This window comes from Campylobacter concisus (assembly GCF_902460875.1).
Lineage (GTDB): Bacteria > Campylobacterota > Campylobacteria > Campylobacterales > Campylobacteraceae > Campylobacter_A > Campylobacter_A concisus_AA.
This window is the reverse complement of the sequence record NZ_CABPVR010000012.1, coordinates 1-16,637: the sequence shown is the minus strand read 5'-3', so window position 1 is coordinate 16,637 and position 16,637 is coordinate 1. Positions and strand designations below refer to the sequence as shown.

General features: G+C 38.4%; 16 protein-coding genes and 1 pseudogene. 7 read left to right on the top strand and 10 right to left on the bottom strand.

Annotated features, from left to right (window positions below; genetic code table 11):
- Positions 1-154: 154 nt before the first annotated feature.
- Together rpmI and rplT are read left to right on the top strand one after the other, a co-directional pair.
- Positions 155-346 carry a 50S ribosomal protein L35 gene (rpmI, locus tag F3H01_RS08250; protein WP_054195943.1) on the top strand — a complete coding sequence of 64 codons (192 nt, stop codon included), beginning with the start codon at positions 155-157 and terminating at the stop codon, positions 344-346.
- Positions 347-446: 100 nt separating this feature from the next.
- Positions 447-803, top strand: coding sequence for a 50S ribosomal protein L20 (gene rplT, locus F3H01_RS08245; protein WP_004317321.1), 357 nt, complete (start codon positions 447-449; stop codon positions 801-803).
- 234 nt (positions 804-1,037) lie between these two features.
- On the opposite strand, the gene dapF is transcribed toward rplT, so the two are convergent.
- Together dapF and coaE are read right to left on the bottom strand one after the other, a co-directional pair.
- A complete protein-coding gene (gene dapF, locus F3H01_RS08240) occupies positions 1,038-1,781 on the bottom strand; it encodes a diaminopimelate epimerase (RefSeq protein ID WP_149725453.1) in 744 nt (247 codons plus the stop codon).
- 47 nt (positions 1,782-1,828) lie between these two features.
- Entirely contained in the window at positions 1,829-2,425 is a 597-nt protein-coding gene (coaE, locus tag F3H01_RS08235) for a dephospho-CoA kinase (RefSeq protein WP_149725452.1), read from the bottom strand.
- Between the two features lie 80 nt (positions 2,426-2,505).
- On the opposite strand from coaE, the gene purM reads away from it, so the two are divergent.
- Genes purM through F3H01_RS08220 form a run of 3 tightly spaced genes read left to right on the top strand, consistent with a single transcriptional unit; the run spans position 2,506 to position 4,170 of the window.
- Positions 2,506-3,489 carry a phosphoribosylformylglycinamidine cyclo-ligase gene (purM, locus tag F3H01_RS08230; RefSeq protein ID WP_149725451.1) on the top strand — a complete coding sequence of 328 codons (984 nt, stop codon included), beginning with the start codon at positions 2,506-2,508 and terminating at the stop codon, positions 3,487-3,489.
- Positions 3,489-3,746 (top strand): hypothetical protein, encoded by a 258-nt coding sequence (locus F3H01_RS08225; protein ID WP_149725450.1) that lies wholly within the window; start codon positions 3,489-3,491, stop codon positions 3,744-3,746. Before purM ends, F3H01_RS08225 begins: the two co-directional genes overlap by 1 nt.
- Position 3,747: 1 nt before the next feature.
- Positions 3,748-4,170: an RDD family protein gene (locus F3H01_RS08220; protein WP_149725449.1), complete on the top strand. Its 423-nt coding sequence runs from the start codon at positions 3,748-3,750 to the stop codon at positions 4,168-4,170.
- A 3-nt stretch (positions 4,171-4,173) separates the two neighbouring features.
- On the opposite strand, the gene F3H01_RS08215 is transcribed toward F3H01_RS08220, so the two are convergent.
- The 7 genes from F3H01_RS08215 to F3H01_RS08185 form a co-directional block, all read right to left on the bottom strand.
- Positions 4,174-4,908 carry a hydroxymethylpyrimidine/phosphomethylpyrimidine kinase gene (locus F3H01_RS08215; protein ID WP_149725448.1) on the bottom strand — a complete coding sequence of 245 codons (735 nt, stop codon included), beginning with the start codon at positions 4,906-4,908 and terminating at the stop codon, positions 4,174-4,176.
- A 92-nt stretch (positions 4,909-5,000) separates the two neighbouring features.
- Positions 5,001-5,570: a hypothetical protein gene (locus tag F3H01_RS08210; protein WP_149725447.1), complete on the bottom strand. Its 570-nt coding sequence runs from the start codon at positions 5,568-5,570 to the stop codon at positions 5,001-5,003.
- A 90-nt stretch (positions 5,571-5,660) separates the two neighbouring features.
- A complete protein-coding gene (locus F3H01_RS08205; RefSeq protein WP_021090255.1) occupies positions 5,661-6,341 on the bottom strand; it encodes a response regulator transcription factor in 681 nt (226 codons plus the stop codon).
- A 1-nt stretch (position 6,342) separates the two neighbouring features.
- Positions 6,343-7,992, bottom strand: a complete 1,650-nt coding sequence (locus F3H01_RS08200; protein ID WP_149725446.1) for a sensor histidine kinase — start codon at positions 7,990-7,992, stop codon at positions 6,343-6,345.
- A 45-nt stretch (positions 7,993-8,037) separates the two neighbouring features.
- The gene (gene dsbI / locus F3H01_RS08195; RefSeq protein ID WP_149725445.1) at positions 8,038-8,658 is read right to left on the bottom strand and encodes a protein-disulfide oxidoreductase DsbI; all 621 of its coding nucleotides are present in this window, start codon (positions 8,656-8,658) and stop codon (positions 8,038-8,040) included.
- 8 nt (positions 8,659-8,666) lie between these two features.
- Positions 8,667-9,323, bottom strand: coding sequence for a thiol:disulfide interchange protein DsbA/DsbL (locus F3H01_RS08190; RefSeq protein ID WP_149725444.1), 657 nt, complete (start codon positions 9,321-9,323; stop codon positions 8,667-8,669).
- Positions 9,324-9,438: 115 nt separating this feature from the next.
- A complete protein-coding gene (locus F3H01_RS08185) occupies positions 9,439-10,185 on the bottom strand; it encodes a carboxymuconolactone decarboxylase family protein (RefSeq protein ID WP_149725443.1) in 747 nt (248 codons plus the stop codon).
- Positions 10,186-10,462: 277 nt separating this feature from the next.
- Here F3H01_RS08185 and F3H01_RS08180 point away from each other — a divergent pair, with 277 nt between their 5' ends.
- Both F3H01_RS08180 and F3H01_RS08175 read left to right on the top strand, forming a co-directional pair.
- Positions 10,463-12,298, top strand: a complete 1,836-nt coding sequence (locus tag F3H01_RS08180) for an aryl-sulfate sulfotransferase (RefSeq protein ID WP_149725442.1) — start codon at positions 10,463-10,465, stop codon at positions 12,296-12,298.
- Between the two features lie 210 nt (positions 12,299-12,508).
- A complete protein-coding gene (locus F3H01_RS08175; RefSeq protein WP_149725441.1) occupies positions 12,509-13,534 on the top strand; it encodes an ABC transporter substrate-binding protein in 1,026 nt (341 codons plus the stop codon).
- Between the two features lie 241 nt (positions 13,535-13,775).
- On the opposite strand, the pseudogene F3H01_RS08170 reads toward F3H01_RS08175, so the two are convergent.
- Positions 13,776-16,637 (bottom strand): annotated as a pseudogene (locus tag F3H01_RS08170) (hypothetical protein); the annotation flags it as partial.

Genomic DNA, 16,637 nt, shown 5'->3' with positions numbered 1-16,637 from the left:
ATTTAATAAATTAGTTCCATATTTTAAAATTTTTTTAAGTTAAATGTAAATTTATTGCTAATTTTGTCTAAGTGAAATTTAAATTTTCTAAAGGATTTTTCGCTATAATCCAAAACTTACGCGATTGCGTATAAAATTTCAAATAAGGATTAGCATGCCAAAGATGAAAACCGTTCGCGGTGCTGCTAAGCGCTTTAAAGTAGGTAAAAATAAGATAAAAAGAGGCTCTGCCTTTAGAAGCCATATCTTAACAAAAAAACCTAGTAAGCGTATGAGAGACCTTCGTGGCCCACACTACGTGGACAGCACAAATGTCTCAGCCGTTCGCAAAATGCTCGGCGTATAAAGCAGCTGTAGATTTAAGTTTTTGACAAAAAGTCATTCAAACTCCCCCAAATTTAGGGGCAAGACTCACTTCGTGAGCGCCAATTTGTAAAAGGATAAATATGGCAAGAGTAAAAACAGGCGTAGTTAGAAGAAGACGCCATAAGAAGGTTTTAAAGCTAGCACGTGGCTTTTTCAGTGCTAGACATAAACACTTTAGAAAAGCTAAAGAGCAACTAGAGAGAAGTTTAGTTTATGCATACCGCGACAGACGCCAGAAAAAACGTGATTTTAGACGTTTATGGATCGTTCGTATCAACGCAGCTTGCAGACTAAACGACATTAGCTATTCAAGATTTATCAACGGCTTAAACAAAGCTAAGATCGAACTTGATAGAAAAATTTTAGCTGATCTAGCTATGAATGACGCGAAGGCATTTGCGGCACTTGCAAAACAAGCAAAAGATGCTTTGAAATAACACCTTTTCTCCGCTTCGGCGGAGATCTTCTTTTTTTTAAATTTCTATTCAAATTTTTATTAAAATTTATTTTTTGAGATTTTAACTTAGTTATTTTGTATTCAAATTTTAAATTAATACCACTATAAATTTAGCTCAGCTCTTGAGCACAAATTTAGTGATATAAATTTGAAAATTTGCTTACCATTACTAGCCAAACTAGCCGAGAGTAAGTATAAAACTCGCTCTAAATAGCTAAATTTCGATACTCGTATCAAAGCAGTGTTTCACCGCTCCGCTAAATAAGATTTTAGCGTTTTCTAGCCTAAGTCCAAGCTCTTCGCCGCTTTTTGGATAGACTTTTAGACATTGCGCTGCGTTTAAATTTAAAGTAGCGCCGTAAAAGCAAGCCGCCATGCCAGTGCCACAAGCTAGCGTCTCGTCCTCCACGCCCCTTTCGTAGGTTCTCACCTTTAAAACTCCACCCTCAAATTTGGCTAAATTTACATTTGCATTGTATTTTTGACGAAGCGCCCTGCACTCTTTGACATCAAATTCACCTAAATTTTGCGTGAAATTTACAAGATGAGGTACGCCAGTATCGTAAAAGTACCAAGTTTTGCCACCTTCATTTAGTGGTTCGCTTAAAATTTTTGGACTTGTTAGCACGACCTCGACGCACTCCTCTTTCACGCTTGCCATCACCTCGCCGCTACCAGTTAGCAGAGCAAATTCGCTTGAACTAACAAGGCCGTTTAGATAGGCATATCTAGCAGCCGCACGCGAGCCGTTGCCACACATCGCAGCATAGCTTCCGTCGCTGTTGTAAAACTCCCATTTCACGCCCTTTTCGTAAGGCAAAAGCACGATGAGCCCATCAGCTCCCACGCCATTCGTTCTGCTGCAAATTTGCCTTGCTAGCTCGCTTCTATCTTTGTTCAAAAATGTATGAAATATTACAAAATCGTTGCCACTAGCGTTGTACTTTGAAACTTGCATTATTTTTCCTTTAAAATTGCTCTACTTTTTGCCAAATTTGTATAAACTCAGCCGCAAATTTGCCTTAGAAATTTATCTAGTTCTTGCTCTAAATTTTCTTTATCACCACTGTTATCTATGATGAAATTTGCCTTTTTTCGCTTTTGCTCGATATCCATCTGAAGCTCCACTTTTACTTTTGCTTCTTCTAAACTTAGGCCATTTCGGTTCATTAAGCGGCTTAGCAAAAGCTCTTTTGGTGCGTAAATCACTGCAACATTTTTAAACTCAGCGTAGCGATCCTCTTTTTCAAAAAATAAAGGGATATCGACAAAATAAACCTGCCCCAAGCACTCAAGCTTCGTAGCACGAGATAAAATTTCTTCCTTTATCTTTGGATGCAAAATTTGCTCTAAAATTTTTAATTTTTTTGGATCATTAAAAACAATGGCACCAAGTTTTTGACGATCGATCTTGCCAGCTTCGTCTAAAATTTGCTCTCCAAAAAATTCCACTATCTCACATTTACAAATTTCAAGCTGCTCATGAGCGATCACGTCCGCATCAATCACGCTAAAGCCTCGTTCTTTTAGCAAATTTATAGCCGTGCTTTTACCGCTAGCGATCGAGCCCGTGATAACATAAGCGTTTGGAAATTTCTGCAAACTCGCTCCATTTTTGAAAATTGATGACAATTTTAGCAACTTTTGGCTAAAGTTTTAGAAAATTACAAAAAAGGGCAAAGATGATAAGCTATAAAGATGCTGGAGTGGATATAGATGCTGGAAATAGCTTTGTTGAGGCGATAAAGCCTTTCGTAAAATCTACGCAAACACCAAATGTTATAGGTGGTATTGGGTCATTTTCAGGAGCGGTCAGGTTACCGAGCGGATATAAAAATCCTGCCATTTTAGGTGCGACTGATGGCGTCGGCACAAAGCTTCGCTTAGCTATTGATGCTAAGGAATTTGACGGCGTTGGCGAGGATCTAGTCGCAATGTGCGTAAATGACCTCATCTGTAACTTCGCTACACCACTCTTTTTCCTAGATTACTACGCGACAGCAAAGCTTGAGATAGAAAGCGCCAAAGAGGTGGTGAAAAGCATCGCAAATGGCTGCAAAAAGGCACAATGCGCACTTATTGGCGGTGAGACGGCCGAGATGCCATCGATGTATGAAAAAGGCGACTTCGATCTTGCTGGATTTGCCGTGGGTATCGCTGAGGCTGACGAGATCGATAGAAGCAAATTTGTAAAAGCAGGTGACGTTTTAGTCGCGCTTCCTAGCAGTGGTCTACACTCAAATGGCTTTTCACTTGCAAGAAAAGTAGTAAGCGAGCTTGGGCTAAAATTTGACGAAAAAGTGGGCGATAGAGCGCTCATCGACGTGCTTCTTGAGCCAACAAGAATTTATGTGAGCGACTTTTTAAGTTTAAAAGACAAGATCACAGCAATGGCGCATATAACAGGTGGTGGCATAGTTGAAAACTTGCCTCGCGTATTCCCTGCTGGACTTGGTGCAAAAGTACAAAAAAGCGTTATAAAAACGCCTGAAATTTTTAAAATCATCGCTCAAAAAGTAGAAGATAGCGAGATGATGAGAACCTTTAACATGGGCGTTGGCATGATATTAGTTGTGCCTAAAGAAAACGTTGACGCTGTCCTAGCTAGTAGCGATGGCTACGTGATCGGCGAAGTAGTAAATGGCAAAGGCGTAGAGCTAATTTAATGCAAGAAAATAGCAAAAAATGCTTGCTAAGGGCCGAAAATAAGAGCTTTTTTGATCTTAGCATTTATGAATATATAGGCTGTTTTGGTGTACTAGAAAGCGATATCAAAAAACTTGATTTCTATAATCACTGGTGCAAGGTCTCACGTGCCTCTACTATGCTCTGCGTCACGCATGATAGCGGCGAGAGTGACAACCTAGTCTATCTATATGACTGGGAGAAATTTAGCCGTATCTACATAAATACAGGAAATTGAGTTGGCAAAGCAAAAGGCAAAAATCGCACCTATTTGGGCTAGAGCAAAGGCCTTTATCATCGATCTTTTTATCATCGGTATGCCGATATTTTATGCGACAACATATCTTGTGCTTAATGGCAAAGAGGCATTTTTGCACAACCAAATTGCCATTTTTGGTGCAAATAGCCTAATCTCACTTATAATGTGCTTTTTTTTTAGCATAAAAGCACAAACCCCAGGCTACAAAGCACAAGAAATTTATCTGATAAACCTAAAAACTGGCAGAAAACTAAGCTTTTTTCACACCATCTTGCGCCAAATTTGCTTTGCCTTTGCTGGCTTTAGCATACTTGGACTTTGCCTTTGTTTCTTTAGAAAAGATAAACTAAATCTGCACGACATCATCACTCACTCAGCTGCCGTGCAAAGATTAGAGAGGTAAATTTTACTTCGCTCCATGCCAAAGTAGGCGATTTTTACCAAGTTTTGTATCTATGCTCTCTTTTATAATAGAGCAAATATACTCTTTTGAAAGTTGTATAGACTCCTCTAAGCTCTTGCCCTTTGCTAAAAAGCAAGCAAGTGCAGTTGAGAAGCTACAACCAGTTCCACTCATTACAAGCGGATTAACAAGTGGGGTCTTAAAATTTCTTAGCGAGCCATCCTTTTTATAAAGTGTGTCTATGCTGCTATCTTCGCTGATATGTTTTTTTACGATGACGTCACAAGGCAAATCTTTATAATCATCACCAAAAAGCACATTTGCCTCATCTAAATTTGGAGTAGTTACCGTTGCTAAGCTCATTAGCTCTTTTAGTTTTGCCACCGCACTATCTTTTATAAGCTTGTGTCCGCTTTTTGAGACACAAACTGGATCAAGCACTACTTTGGTGTTTTGAGTTAGTAAAAACTCACGCACCACATCCATAATCTCTTCACTAAATAACATGCCTATCTTAATCGCATCAAAGCTAAATTCTTCTGCAAGCGTACAAAGCTGATCTTTGACAAAACTAGGCTCTAAGCAAACTACACTCTTTACAGCGTCCGTAGTCTCAGCGACCAAAGAAGTTACCGCTGTTGCACTATAACAATTAAGCCTAGCACATGTTTTTATATCTGCTTGAAGCCCAGCTGTGCCACTATTACAAGAGCCTGCGATGATTAGAATTTTTTTCATCGTTTTCCTTTGAAGTTTTTGGCTTATTATAGAGGATATTAGATAAATTTGAGTTTTTTAAAACAGAAGAAATTTGAGCAAAAAGCTCAAATTTATGAAAGTTTATTTAAGTCGTTATCAATATCTATATATATCGTAGTTGCATTAAGATTTGTATGCTCAAAGCCAGGATCTATCTGCTTATCACTCTCTTTATGTTCATTCATTTTAGCTAAAAGATCATCTTCTCTTAATCCATGCTCATTTATTAAATTTGGATCTATTTCATTAAAACTAATATTTACGCTAGCCTCATCACTTAGCTCTTCTTGTTCTAAATTGGTTGCACTAAGAATATCATCTACTTTTTCATTTATATGATCTAAAATCGATACATAATCATTGCCAAGAAGTGCTTTAAACAATGCGTCAGTATCTATACTAGACTCACCAATATCATCGCTTACTACGCTACTGTCTAGCCAAAGAGTATCGTATCCGTTTATTGATATATCTTGTCCATCATTTGCAGTGATTGTAATGCTTGAGCTTTCGCTCTCGCCCTTTATAGCCTCTCCGATATATACTTTATCATTTACGTCTAAAACTCTTACATGATCATTTTGGTCTATCGCTATAACATCAGATGAAACACTTTTAACTATACCAGCTACTGCTGCCATCTTTATTCCTTATTTTTATTTGTCGGTATTTTAGTATATTTAATTACTTTTGTATATTGTACTATGGTACAAGGTGGCGATAATTCCAAATCATTCAGATTTTGTGATTAAAATATATCCACTCTCGCTGATATTTTTAAATTTCACACCAAGCTCACGCTTTAGACGAAGTATCACATTTTGGATGGCCGCCTTGCTAACATCGCTCTCATAGACAAATTCTTCTATCATCTCATAAGTAACTAGCTTATTTAGATTATAAGCAAAGAGCCAAAATATCTTATTTTGCAAAAAGCTAAGATAAATTTCAATGCCGTTTTTATAAATTTTCTCTCTTTTTAAATTTATACTCACCTCATCGCTTAAATAAACTAGCTTTTCATCTCGTTCAAAACTTAAACTAATAAGCATTGCCCTAAGATCCTTCATATCAATAGGCTTTTTCAAAAAGAGCATCGCCCCTTCTTCCATGCTTTTTATCAAATTTTCATCGCTATCATAAGAGGTAAAGACGATAAATTTTTGATGCGGTTTTGTGCGCTTCATCTCATTCATCATCTCAAAGCCATTAAGCACTGGCATGTGAATATCGCTCATCACGATATCAAAACCTTGCTTTTTAAATTTCTCCACACCATCTTGTCCATTGCAAGCACCGATTACCTGCTCGCAATAAGGTTTAAGCCCACTAATAATAAGCTCTCTTGCCATATCGTCATCTTCAACTACCAAGACGGACGTCTTTTTTAAAATTTCTAAGACTTCTTGCATTTTAGTCCTTTAAATTTATATCAAAACTTAGCTCAAATACCGTTGGCTTTGCGTTATTTACGAGTCTTACATCACCATTTAGCTTTTCTTGCGCTAGCTTTTTAGCAAAATAAAGTCCTATGCCATTTCCTTGCTTTTTGGTGGTATTTAGCCATGTAAAAATTTTCTCGCTCATTTGCTCGCTTACGCCATTTCCATTGTCATAAACTCCGATGTAGCACTTATCTTCAAAGCTTCTAAATTTTATCTCGATGATACGCTTTAGTGGCTCATCTTTGTAGCTTTCGACAAGTGAGTCTTTTGCGTTGTGTATTAGGATTAGTAAAATTTGTTGGATTATGTTTTCTATCTGACGAACTTTTTGTTCGTTAAAGCCGCTAAATTTTACACTAACATTTGCACGACTTAGCTCTGTGTGCATGAGAGTTATTAGGTTTTTAACGCTTGTTTGCACCTCAAATTCGCTCACATTTTCAGCGCTTTTGTAAAAATTTCTAAAAATTTCAATAGTACTTGAAAGAAGTTTGACCGAGCTTTGCCCTTTTTCAAGTAAATTTATTAGCTCCTCATCGCTTAATTTACCTTCCTTTTTTAACATTATGCAAGAGCTTAGCATTAGTTTTAGCGAATTTACAGGTTGAATGAATTGATGATTGATACCACTTATTAGCTCGCCAGCCTCACTCATTTTGGCTCTATGAGTTAGCAATGTTTCATACTCATCTTGTATCTTTTTTATCTTGTTATACATAAAATTATGAAGGATATTTGCCAAAAATGTGAGCGCAACGAAGGCAAAGAGCAAGCTTAGAGCATTCTTTAAAGCTTCTTTTGTTAAAGCTGAAATTTCTTCTTCGTTATTTGTGCCAGCTCCTATGAACCAATTTATCGTTGGTATCTCAGCTACTTGGATTAAATTTTGTCCTATTTTTAAGCTTGTAATGTCTTCATCTTTTAAAAACAACTCTTTAAATTTCTCCTCGATCTCTTTTTTTAAAGTAAGATCAGGTATCGATGTTAAAATTTCACCGCTATGAGTCACCAAAAATGAGTAAGAATTTGGCGCAAGGCTAAAGTTTTTAATGCTGTTAAAGATATTTTCTATACGCACGACGCCACAAAGTGCTGCTTTAAATTTCGATTGTTTTGTGACTGGAACGCATAAATTTAGAGTTGAGCCTTTTAAAATTTTATGTTTTTGCATGAAATTTACGCTTGGGGCATTTGTATTTTTTGTCTCAACATACCAGATAAGCCCTGCTCTTTCACTCTTTGGCATAACTTCTTCTAAAATTTTCTCTCCGTCTACAAAAATTTCTCCATCATCCCTTAAAAGCTGCATTAGATCAAATTCTTTCGCGTTTTGCTTAAAGAGCTTTATAAAGCCGGCTATCTTTTCATCGTCATCTACGATGCCTGCATTTTGTATAAATTTTGACGCACGAATGAGTGAATTTATACGTTCATCAAGCCAAATTTGAAAGTTATTTACGATATTTTTGCTAACTGCTATGTTATTTTTATCAGATAGCTCTATGATTTTCTCTTTTGCATTGCTGTAAATATTTAGCCCAAGAAGTATCACAAAAAGGCTAGCAAGCAAGATGATGGCGTAGATTTTAATATTTTGTGATTTTAAATTAATACCCATGCGTGCAGTATATCCTAAGTTAGCCCAAATTTGGGCTAACTAAATTCATTTTAAAAAGGATAAAAACTTTGAAACGAGCATAAGCGCAAGCACTACAAAACAAACACTAAATCCAAGTAGCGTACAATCAGCCATCGACATAAATTTAGATGATGGCACAAGATACCAGCCGTCCGCATAAAGATCAACTATGCTCTTTTGCAAATCACTTAGCACCACGCCATCAGGCACCATAGGACTGTCATATCCGCAGTCACCTGTTGGCATAAACCACTCAGGCACCCACTTCTCAAGCGGCAAACCAATTGGATAGTGTGGCTCGGTCGAGCAGCCCTGCACGCCAAAAGGATCATCACCATGCACCGCATCGTGGATTTTGGCTAGCTTTACGCTATACATTATGCCCTGTACCGCTCCCCAAAAGGCAAAGACGTAGCCAATTAGAGCAAATAGTAAATTTTTAGGATTTATCATAGCGATCACGCCGCCAAGTGCCATACATAAAAATGCAAAACGTATATAGACACACTGCTCGCAAGGAGGCATATAGGCGTAGTTTTGAAAGAGCGAGTGCGCGATAACGACAAGTGCAACGCTTACAAATACTAAGATCGCCCAAGAGATGCGTGAGTCTTGAAATTTAGCCATTTTTTTAAAAAAGCTCATGTGACGCCTTATTTTTTAAGAAGCTCTTCGATGAGTGCTGCCATGCCGTCAAGCGAGCTGATTGATTTTGTCATGATGAGATATTTGCCATTTACGACAAATGCTGGCACGCCTTGAATTTTAGCCACGTCATAGCTCTCATCCCACTTTTTAAGTAGCTCAGTCACTTTTGGATTAGCTAGCTCTTTTTCATAATCAGCCTTACTAACGCCAGCAGCCTCAAGTCCAGTCTTTAAAAAACCCTCAGCGTCTTTGCCATCGCTCCAGCGCTCTTTTTTGTCGTGATAAGCCTTGTAGTAGGCAAATTTAGCCTTTTTAAATAGCGAATTTTCATCAAATAAGTTAACACCTTTTGCCTCGTCCATAACGATAAGCACGGCAAAAACCTTGCTCGCAACCTCGCCGTAATCGCCCTTTGTCTTTAGGTGAAATGGCTCATATTTTAGTCCAGGGATTTTCTCAACTACCTTTGGAGTGACGCTCTTGTCGTACTTGTAACAAAATGGGCAAGCGTAGCTAAAAATTTTAACTAGCGTATTTTGTCCCACACTTAGTGGCTTTTCAAGCTTGACGTAGTCCTCGCCCTCGCTAAATGCACTAGCACTGATCGCTCCAGCCACCGCAACGGCAAAGATGGCCTTGCTAAATTTAGATAGAAAACTCATAATAATCTCCTTTAGATGATTTATTTTGAGTTATTCTACAACCAAGCTCAACCGCAAATTTAACGCTAGAATAAATTTTGGCTGAAATTTATAAGATATTGCATTGATTAAAAATTTAATTTTTACTAGAACTTATCTCATTTATTGCTGATAATGCGTTTAAAGCACTTGGATAGCCTATAAATGGTATAAGTGTCGTAACAACGCTTATTAGCTTAGCTCTATCGTTGCCGATGCCAAAATTTGCAGCAATATGCCCTAAAAGCTGTGGCTTTGCAAAGCCAAGAGTCGTGATGTAGACAAATGTCAAAAGCTCCCTAAGCTCTAAACTAAGCCCATCTCTTGCATAAAAATCGCCAAAGCAGTTTTGTGATAAAAACTCCATTATATGTTTTTGATCATTTGGCATTGATGCGATAAATTTATCAACCGCTGGGAAAAGTTTTCTTTGTATCTCGAGGCCTCGTTCACCTCTGCCTTCTCTTGATTTTTTAGGCATATTTTCAAGCTCTATGTAGCGCTCATTAAAAATTTCATAAGCTAAAAATATATAATCTTCTACTTTGCCAAGCCCAGCATAAGGTACTGCTTGATATAAAATTTCTCTTATCTCTTTTGCTGATATGCCTACATTTAAAGCTGCCCTAACGAAGCTTTTAAATGAGCTTTTCGCACCTTTACTCACGCAAAGAGAGGCGATGATAACCGAAAGTCTTGTTTTTTCATCAATATTTATCACTTCACTAATATCGCCTAAAAAATTTAAATAATCCTCTAAAAAGCTAGCATTGCTCTCTTCAAGCTCACTTTTTGATTCAAACCAAATTTCATAAATTTTCTTTGCATTGTAAGTTAGTGTCATAATTTTTGCTCCATTGTTTGGGGCTGATTATAAGTGCTAAAGCGTAAATGCTAGCTTAATGTCCAAAAAGGCAAAAATTTTTAATATAAATTTAGATTTTAAGCCATTATAAAGTTTATCGTGATTTTTATGTTATAAGGTTTTATTACAATTACGAAGGACGCAATATTTTTTATTACTCCTTTTACCTATTTTAAGCCTTGGGCGTTCCAAGGCTTTTTCTAAATTTTATAAGCTTTATGAGTAGAGTTTATAAAATTTATCCAAAGGAGATGTTATGAAAAAGACTTTGAGTTGTGTTGCGCTAGCTTCTGTACTTTGCTCAAGCGCTTTTGCGATAGGCGGTCCAAGTGGGGCTAAACTAGACTATGCTATCACTGGGCAAATAGGCGAAGTAGTGGTAAATCCATATGATACTGCCCCACTTACAGCAGTCATCAAAAATGGCGGCTACACACTAAGCAACGCTAAGGTCACTATCGTGCCAAAACAAGGCGGTCAGGTGATAAGCTACAAAGTGGCTGATAAGCATCTTCGCACACATGGCGGAATACCTGTTTTTGGCATGTATCCTTACTATCAAAACACCGTTGAAGTCGAGTACGACAAGAGCTACAAAGGCAAGACCGAACACATAAAAGAGAGCTATAAAATTTACGCCCCGGCTATCTACCTAGAAAGCTCAGGCACGCCAAATCAAAAGGGCGCACTATTTGACAAGATCGAGGTTACTAAGCCTGCGAGCGCTAAATTTGCTAACCGCCTCTACTACGTAAATAACTTTGTAAATAAAACTGGCAAGGGCACGAAAGTCGTTTGGAACAACCCAGCTGGCGGTGCGATCGAGTGGAACTACAGCCCAAATAACTTCATCCTTGACACAAAAGGTGAGGTTAGATGGTACCTTGAGCCAAGCAAAATTTATGATCTAAAACAGCCATTTCACGCTGGCGTCATGATGGGCTTTAAGCAAAATGATGACGGCGCGATGACTTGGGGATATGGACAAAGATACGCAAAATACGACATCATGGGTAGAGAAATTTTTAACCGCGAGCTACCAGCTAGCTACAACGACTTCTCTCACTCGATGGACGTAGCACAAAACGGACACTACTTCTTGCGCGTGGCAAATGCCGACTACAAAAGGGCTGATGGCAAAAACGTAAGAACAGTGCGCGACGTCATCGTCGAGGTCGATAGGGACGGCAACGTAGTTGATGACTTTAGACTTTATGAAATTCTTGATCCTTACCGCGATATCGTGCTAAAAACGCTTGATCAAGGCGCAGTTTGCTTAAACATAGACGCTAAAAAAGCAGGCCACACAGCAAGCTCTGATGAGCTTCAGTCTATGGATAAGCATGATAAATGGGGCGATATAGTTGGAGCAGGTCCTGGACGCAACTGGGCGCACGTAAATAGCGTGGATTATGACCCAAGCGATGATAGTATCATCATCTCAAGCCGCCACCAAGACGCAGTCATCAAGATCGGCCGCGATAAACAAGTAAAATGGATCATGGGTGCTCACAAGGGCTGGAGCGATAAATTTAAAGACAAACTTCTTCAGCCAGTTGATAGCAAGGGCAATAAGATCGTCTGCGAAGATGAGTACTCAAAATGCCCAGGATACGAGAACGACAAAGGTGGCTTTGACTGGCAATGGACGCAACACACAGCATTTAGGATAGATAGCAAGTCTAAAAAAGGCGAAATTTATCTAAGCGTCTTTGACAACGGCGACACAAGGGGCATGGAGCAACCAGCCATCGCTGGCATGAAGTACTCTCGCGCGGTCGTTTATAAGATCGATGAAAAGAAAAAGACTGTTGAGCAAATTTGGGAGTACGGCAAAGAGCGTGGCAAAGAGTGGTATAGCTCGGTTACTAGCCTTACGCAGTATCAAGATGACCTTGATAGCGTGATGGTCTATTCAGCCGTTGCTGGCATGCAGTTTGACATCGCAAAAGGTCGCCCAGTAGGACTTCCTAGCCCACACATCGATGAGTTTGAGTGGGGCGCAAAAGAGCCTAGCATCGAGATAAAGATGACAAATGCTATGGGCTATCAAGCATTTCCATTTAGCTTGCAAAAAGCTTTTGAGAAATAATCTCTCTTTTCTCCCTTTTTTGCCCAGTGCAAGAAGGGGAGCCATTACTACAAATTTAATCTATCAATAATAGACAAAAATCCACATTCGCTCATAAATTTTAAAGCTCTAAATTAGAAATTTATATTGTAAGGATATTGTTTATTAAGGCGATAACATATAGCATTAGCACTTATATATAAAAATATATATTTAACACAAGGAGAAAAAATGAAAAATTTTTTCATGGCTTTAGTGGTGCTGTTTGCAAGCCTTTTGCTTAATGCAGCTGAGCTTAGAGAGGTCAAAGACATATCTGGCAATATAGTCAAAGTCCCTCAAAATGTTGAAAAGATCGCCACGCTTTGGTATGCGAACAATCAAATCATATTAATGCTAGGCGGCGCGGACAAGATAGTAGCGACTACCGATCTTATCAAAAACAACAAATGGTTTGCGCACGTTTATCCTAGAATTTCAAGCATCCCAAACGGCGTAAGCGGCAAAGATTTACAGGTAGAAGAGCTAATCAAACTAAGCCCGGACATCGTCATAGCCGCCGATAAAAAGAACAAAGAAGAACTAACTAAAAACGGCTTTACCGTGCTTTATCCGTCATTTACCAATCATGCAGATATGAAAAAGAGCGTATCTATAATGGCTGAGGTCATAGGAGGCGACGCACCGAAGATCGCGGAGAAATTTAACGAGTATTTTGACGGCAACCTTAAAAGAGTACAAAACGAAATAGGCAAGATCGCGCCATCATACAATAAACCAAAAGTACTTCACATAGCCGACGGCAAAAATTTATTCAAGGTTGATGGCACAAATACGATCATAGACGAGTGGATAAGAGTCGCAGGCGGAGTAAATGCAGTACAAAAAGCTGGAAATATGCTTGAACTAAACGCAGAAGAGATCCCAAATATAAATCCAGATGTTATCATCATAGGCAGAGCCAAAGCTCCAGAAATTTTGAAAAAAATATATGAAAACCCTATCTACGCAGATACTAACGCTGTAAAAAATAAAAAAGTTTACGTAAATCCTACCGGCGTTTTTAGCTGGGATAGATACGGAGCCGAGGGAGCTTTGCAAATTTTATGGGTGGCTAAGACCCTGCATCCTGAGCTTTTTAAAGATATCGACATAGCTACTGAAACAAAGAAATTTTATAAAGAATTTTTGCACTATGATTTAAATGACAATGAAGTTAACTATATCCTAAACGGTCTAGATCCAGAGGGAAAATAGAAATTTTATAGCGAGTGTGGGTTTTAAAAAGCTCTTGCTCGCTAATTTTAAATCACTTGGCTTTTATTTATCTCCGAATTTTTATCAAACTTATCTCTAACGGCACTATCTTAGCAACTCTTTTGGCTTGATAGATTTATTTCCTGATCTTATTTTGGTTTTAAGTCTAGAGTAATTATAAATTTTAGCGAGATAAAGGATATCCCAAAGGAAAATTCCTTTGGGATTAGTTAGCTAAACATTAAAATACGTGTACTTGGTCTTGAACTTCAATTGTGGTTGTGCCATTGCTATAAATGGTATAACCATCGTTAGAGCTTGGATGACCACCACTCCATCCACCACCAGTAAGGTTAAGTCTATCTCCACTATCACCGTCTATTTTTAGGATACTATCATCGCTATTGCGTAAAATATCCTTAACATTATCTGCCGTTAGACTAAGTGTAGCATTATCGTTGATTATATTTCCATTTTCATCGGCATGACCACCTAGCTGAATCTTTTCAATACCACTAACCTTACTAAAATTAATAGTACTATCATCATTAACTACCAATGTATCTTTGCCAGCTCCGCCATTGATTGTTGTACTAGACATGTTATTGCCTTTTCCGATGACAATTGTATCGTTACCAGCTCCACCTTCTATACTAGCGTTATCAAATTTTCCAGAGTTAACGAAAATTCTATCGTCTCCTGCTCCACCATGTATGCCGGCATCTTTAAATTCTGCTCCGTTAACATTTATTATATCGTCGCCAGCATCTGCATATACATTAGCTTGATTAAATTTAGCTCCACTTTCTAGAGTTATAGTATCCGCACCATTTCCAGCAGCTATATGAGAAAAATCTTGGAATATAGTGCCATCTTTTATTTTAATTATATCGTCACCGTCACCAGTATTTAGATTAGACAGATCACTGTTACTAGCCTTCTTGAACATAGTATTTGTGATTTCTACTATATCTCTATCAGCTCCGGTATCCAAAGAAGATCCTTCAAATGTTATACGATCTGCAACATCTGTTTTACCATCATTAATCTTTATAATATCTTCTCCGGCACCAGCGTTTATAGAAGCCTTTTCTAATTTTGCTCCAGAATTTATGTTTATCTTGTCGGTACCATTATACATATCAACAACAGAATCTTTAAGCATAGCATTTTCTATTGTTAAAGTGTCAACACCCTCACCCATATTAACAGTAGAATTTTTAAGTGTGGCATTGTTTACTGTTAAAGTATCGTTTCCATTACCCATATTTGCTTTAAATTTTGCTGTGGCTCCATCATGTATATTTATCTCATCATTTCCACCGTTGCCATCTATTGTTTCAGCCACAGTCAAATTTCCAGCAATGTCTATAACATCTTTATTATTGCTGCCAGCAATTTGTCTAACTTTTGCTTCACCATTTTGGTGGAAATTCATAACCTGCTTACCCAAAGACTCACCAGACAAGATAGTTACACCATCTATCACAGCGTCTTCGGTCACATTTAGGGTAGTTTTATCAGTTGTTTTACCGTTGTTATACGAAGAAGCACCTAGTTTTAAAAACGCACTGCTTACTTCGGCATTACCACTTATGTTTATTTTATCATCAGTTCCAGCACCTGCACCAATGAAGCCACCTTGAACTTTTGCATTGCCATTGATATTTATAGTATCGTTATCTAGATCTCCAGTAACGTAGCCTTCTACTCTAGCGCCGTTTCTAACGTAAATTTTATCATCGCCGTGTCCACCCTCGATCTTTTCGGCCACAGTGGCGTTATCTACCATTATAGTATCGACACCTTTATCACCGTGCACAGATTTTACCTTAGCCTTATCGGTGACCATTATCGTAGAATCGCCCGAGCTCACATCGCCGACTCGAGATACCTCGGTATTTTTTCCTGTGACTACTATAGTGTTTTTTCCAGTTTCGTTATACATGTCGGCGGTTTTAGCATTTGCGCCGTAAACCCAGCCAGCTACTTTAGAGCCACTCTCTACAGTAATAGTATTGCTACCTTGATCTCCAGAAATATTACCTCTTACGTTAGATTGGTTTTGTACAGAGATCGTATCATCGCCCTCGCCGCCTACGATAGCCTCTTTGATATCATTACCCTTATAATCTTTAGCAGCTCGTCCACTTACCGTAGAGTTATTTACGGTTATACCATCATTTCCAGAACCACCAAAAATTTCTACTAATTCAGCCCCATTCTTAGCATCAATATTATCTTTTCCAACTCCACTATGTACAGATGTTATCTTTGTATTGTCTACTGTTATGTTGTTAGGAGTGTCTGAGCCAAATACTTTTAAATTTTGGCTAGGATCTACTATCTTAGCTACAGAGTTATCATCTGGATAGTCTGAAGATTTATTTGTACTAGTTACCGCTAGGTCTTTAGCATTATCTTGACCGATAGCAAGGTTGCCATCGTTACTTACATACCAACCGTCTTTGTGTTGGAATGCACTAGGAGTAGTAGGATCATCAGGAGTTAGATAATCTCTACCATCAGTATGTCTATATACATGATATCCATGAGGTATAGAAGAGTGGAATGAAGTTAATAATCCTGATGATATATCTTCTCCTGTATACGCCGACAATGGAATTTTTATACTTCCTGCTGGTAAAGCAGGTCCTGTTGTTCCATCCCCAGCCCCAACAGCACTTCCACCACTTACACCAAAAGTGTTATCACTAGCTGATGCGGCCCCTACTGAAGTTGCAACATTTCTGCTTGCTATATGAGCATTTATATTACAAATATGCCCTCCCTCAGCAAAACCAACAGGAGATAAGCTTACACCATCTCCGCTTACAATTCCCGCATCTCTGCCACCTACGAATGAAATATTTGCCACTGTTTGGCTATTACTGTTAGTGACTTGATCTATAGCTATGGTATCTTTATGATTGGTTTTAGTTATTGCTACTTGAGAGTCAGTACTATCTGTAACTATCTTTTCGTTTTGATCGATATCTTCTACGCTAAGATCTTTTACTTCTCCAGTTGCATCAGCTAGTGATAACACTTTTGGTGTAAGTGGTGGAAGTGCTGTTGGGGCTGGGGATGGAACAACAGGACC

Bases quoted from the DNA above. Each gene is read 5' to 3' on its own strand.
- dsbI (WP_149725445.1), bottom strand. From the start codon at position 8,658: ATGAGCTTTTTTAAAAAAATGGCTAAATTTCAAGACTCACGCATCTCT.
- rpmI (WP_054195943.1), top strand. From the start codon at position 155: ATGCCAAAGATGAAAACCGTTCGCGGTGCTGCTAAGCGCTTTAAAGTA.
- F3H01_RS08210 (WP_149725447.1), bottom strand. From the start codon at position 5,570: ATGGCAGCAGTAGCTGGTATAGTTAAAAGTGTTTCATCTGATGTTATA.
- F3H01_RS08225 (WP_149725450.1), top strand. From the start codon at position 3,489: ATGCAAGAAAATAGCAAAAAATGCTTGCTAAGGGCCGAAAATAAGAGC.
- dapF (WP_149725453.1), bottom strand. From the start codon at position 1,781: ATGCAAGTTTCAAAGTACAACGCTAGTGGCAACGATTTTGTAATATTT.
- F3H01_RS08175 (WP_149725441.1), top strand. From the start codon at position 12,509: ATGAAAAATTTTTTCATGGCTTTAGTGGTGCTGTTTGCAAGCCTTTTG.
- F3H01_RS08215 (WP_149725448.1), bottom strand. From the start codon at position 4,908: ATGAAAAAAATTCTAATCATCGCAGGCTCTTGTAATAGTGGCACAGCT.
- purM (WP_149725451.1), top strand. From the start codon at position 2,506: ATGATAAGCTATAAAGATGCTGGAGTGGATATAGATGCTGGAAATAGC.
- rplT (WP_004317321.1), top strand. From the start codon at position 447: ATGGCAAGAGTAAAAACAGGCGTAGTTAGAAGAAGACGCCATAAGAAG.
- F3H01_RS08205 (WP_021090255.1), bottom strand. From the start codon at position 6,341: ATGCAAGAAGTCTTAGAAATTTTAAAAAAGACGTCCGTCTTGGTAGTT.
- F3H01_RS08200 (WP_149725446.1), bottom strand. From the start codon at position 7,992: ATGGGTATTAATTTAAAATCACAAAATATTAAAATCTACGCCATCATC.
- F3H01_RS08180 (WP_149725442.1), top strand. From the start codon at position 10,463: ATGAAAAAGACTTTGAGTTGTGTTGCGCTAGCTTCTGTACTTTGCTCA.
- F3H01_RS08185 (WP_149725443.1), bottom strand. From the start codon at position 10,185: ATGACACTAACTTACAATGCAAAGAAAATTTATGAAATTTGGTTTGAA.
- F3H01_RS08190 (WP_149725444.1), bottom strand. From the start codon at position 9,323: ATGAGTTTTCTATCTAAATTTAGCAAGGCCATCTTTGCCGTTGCGGTG.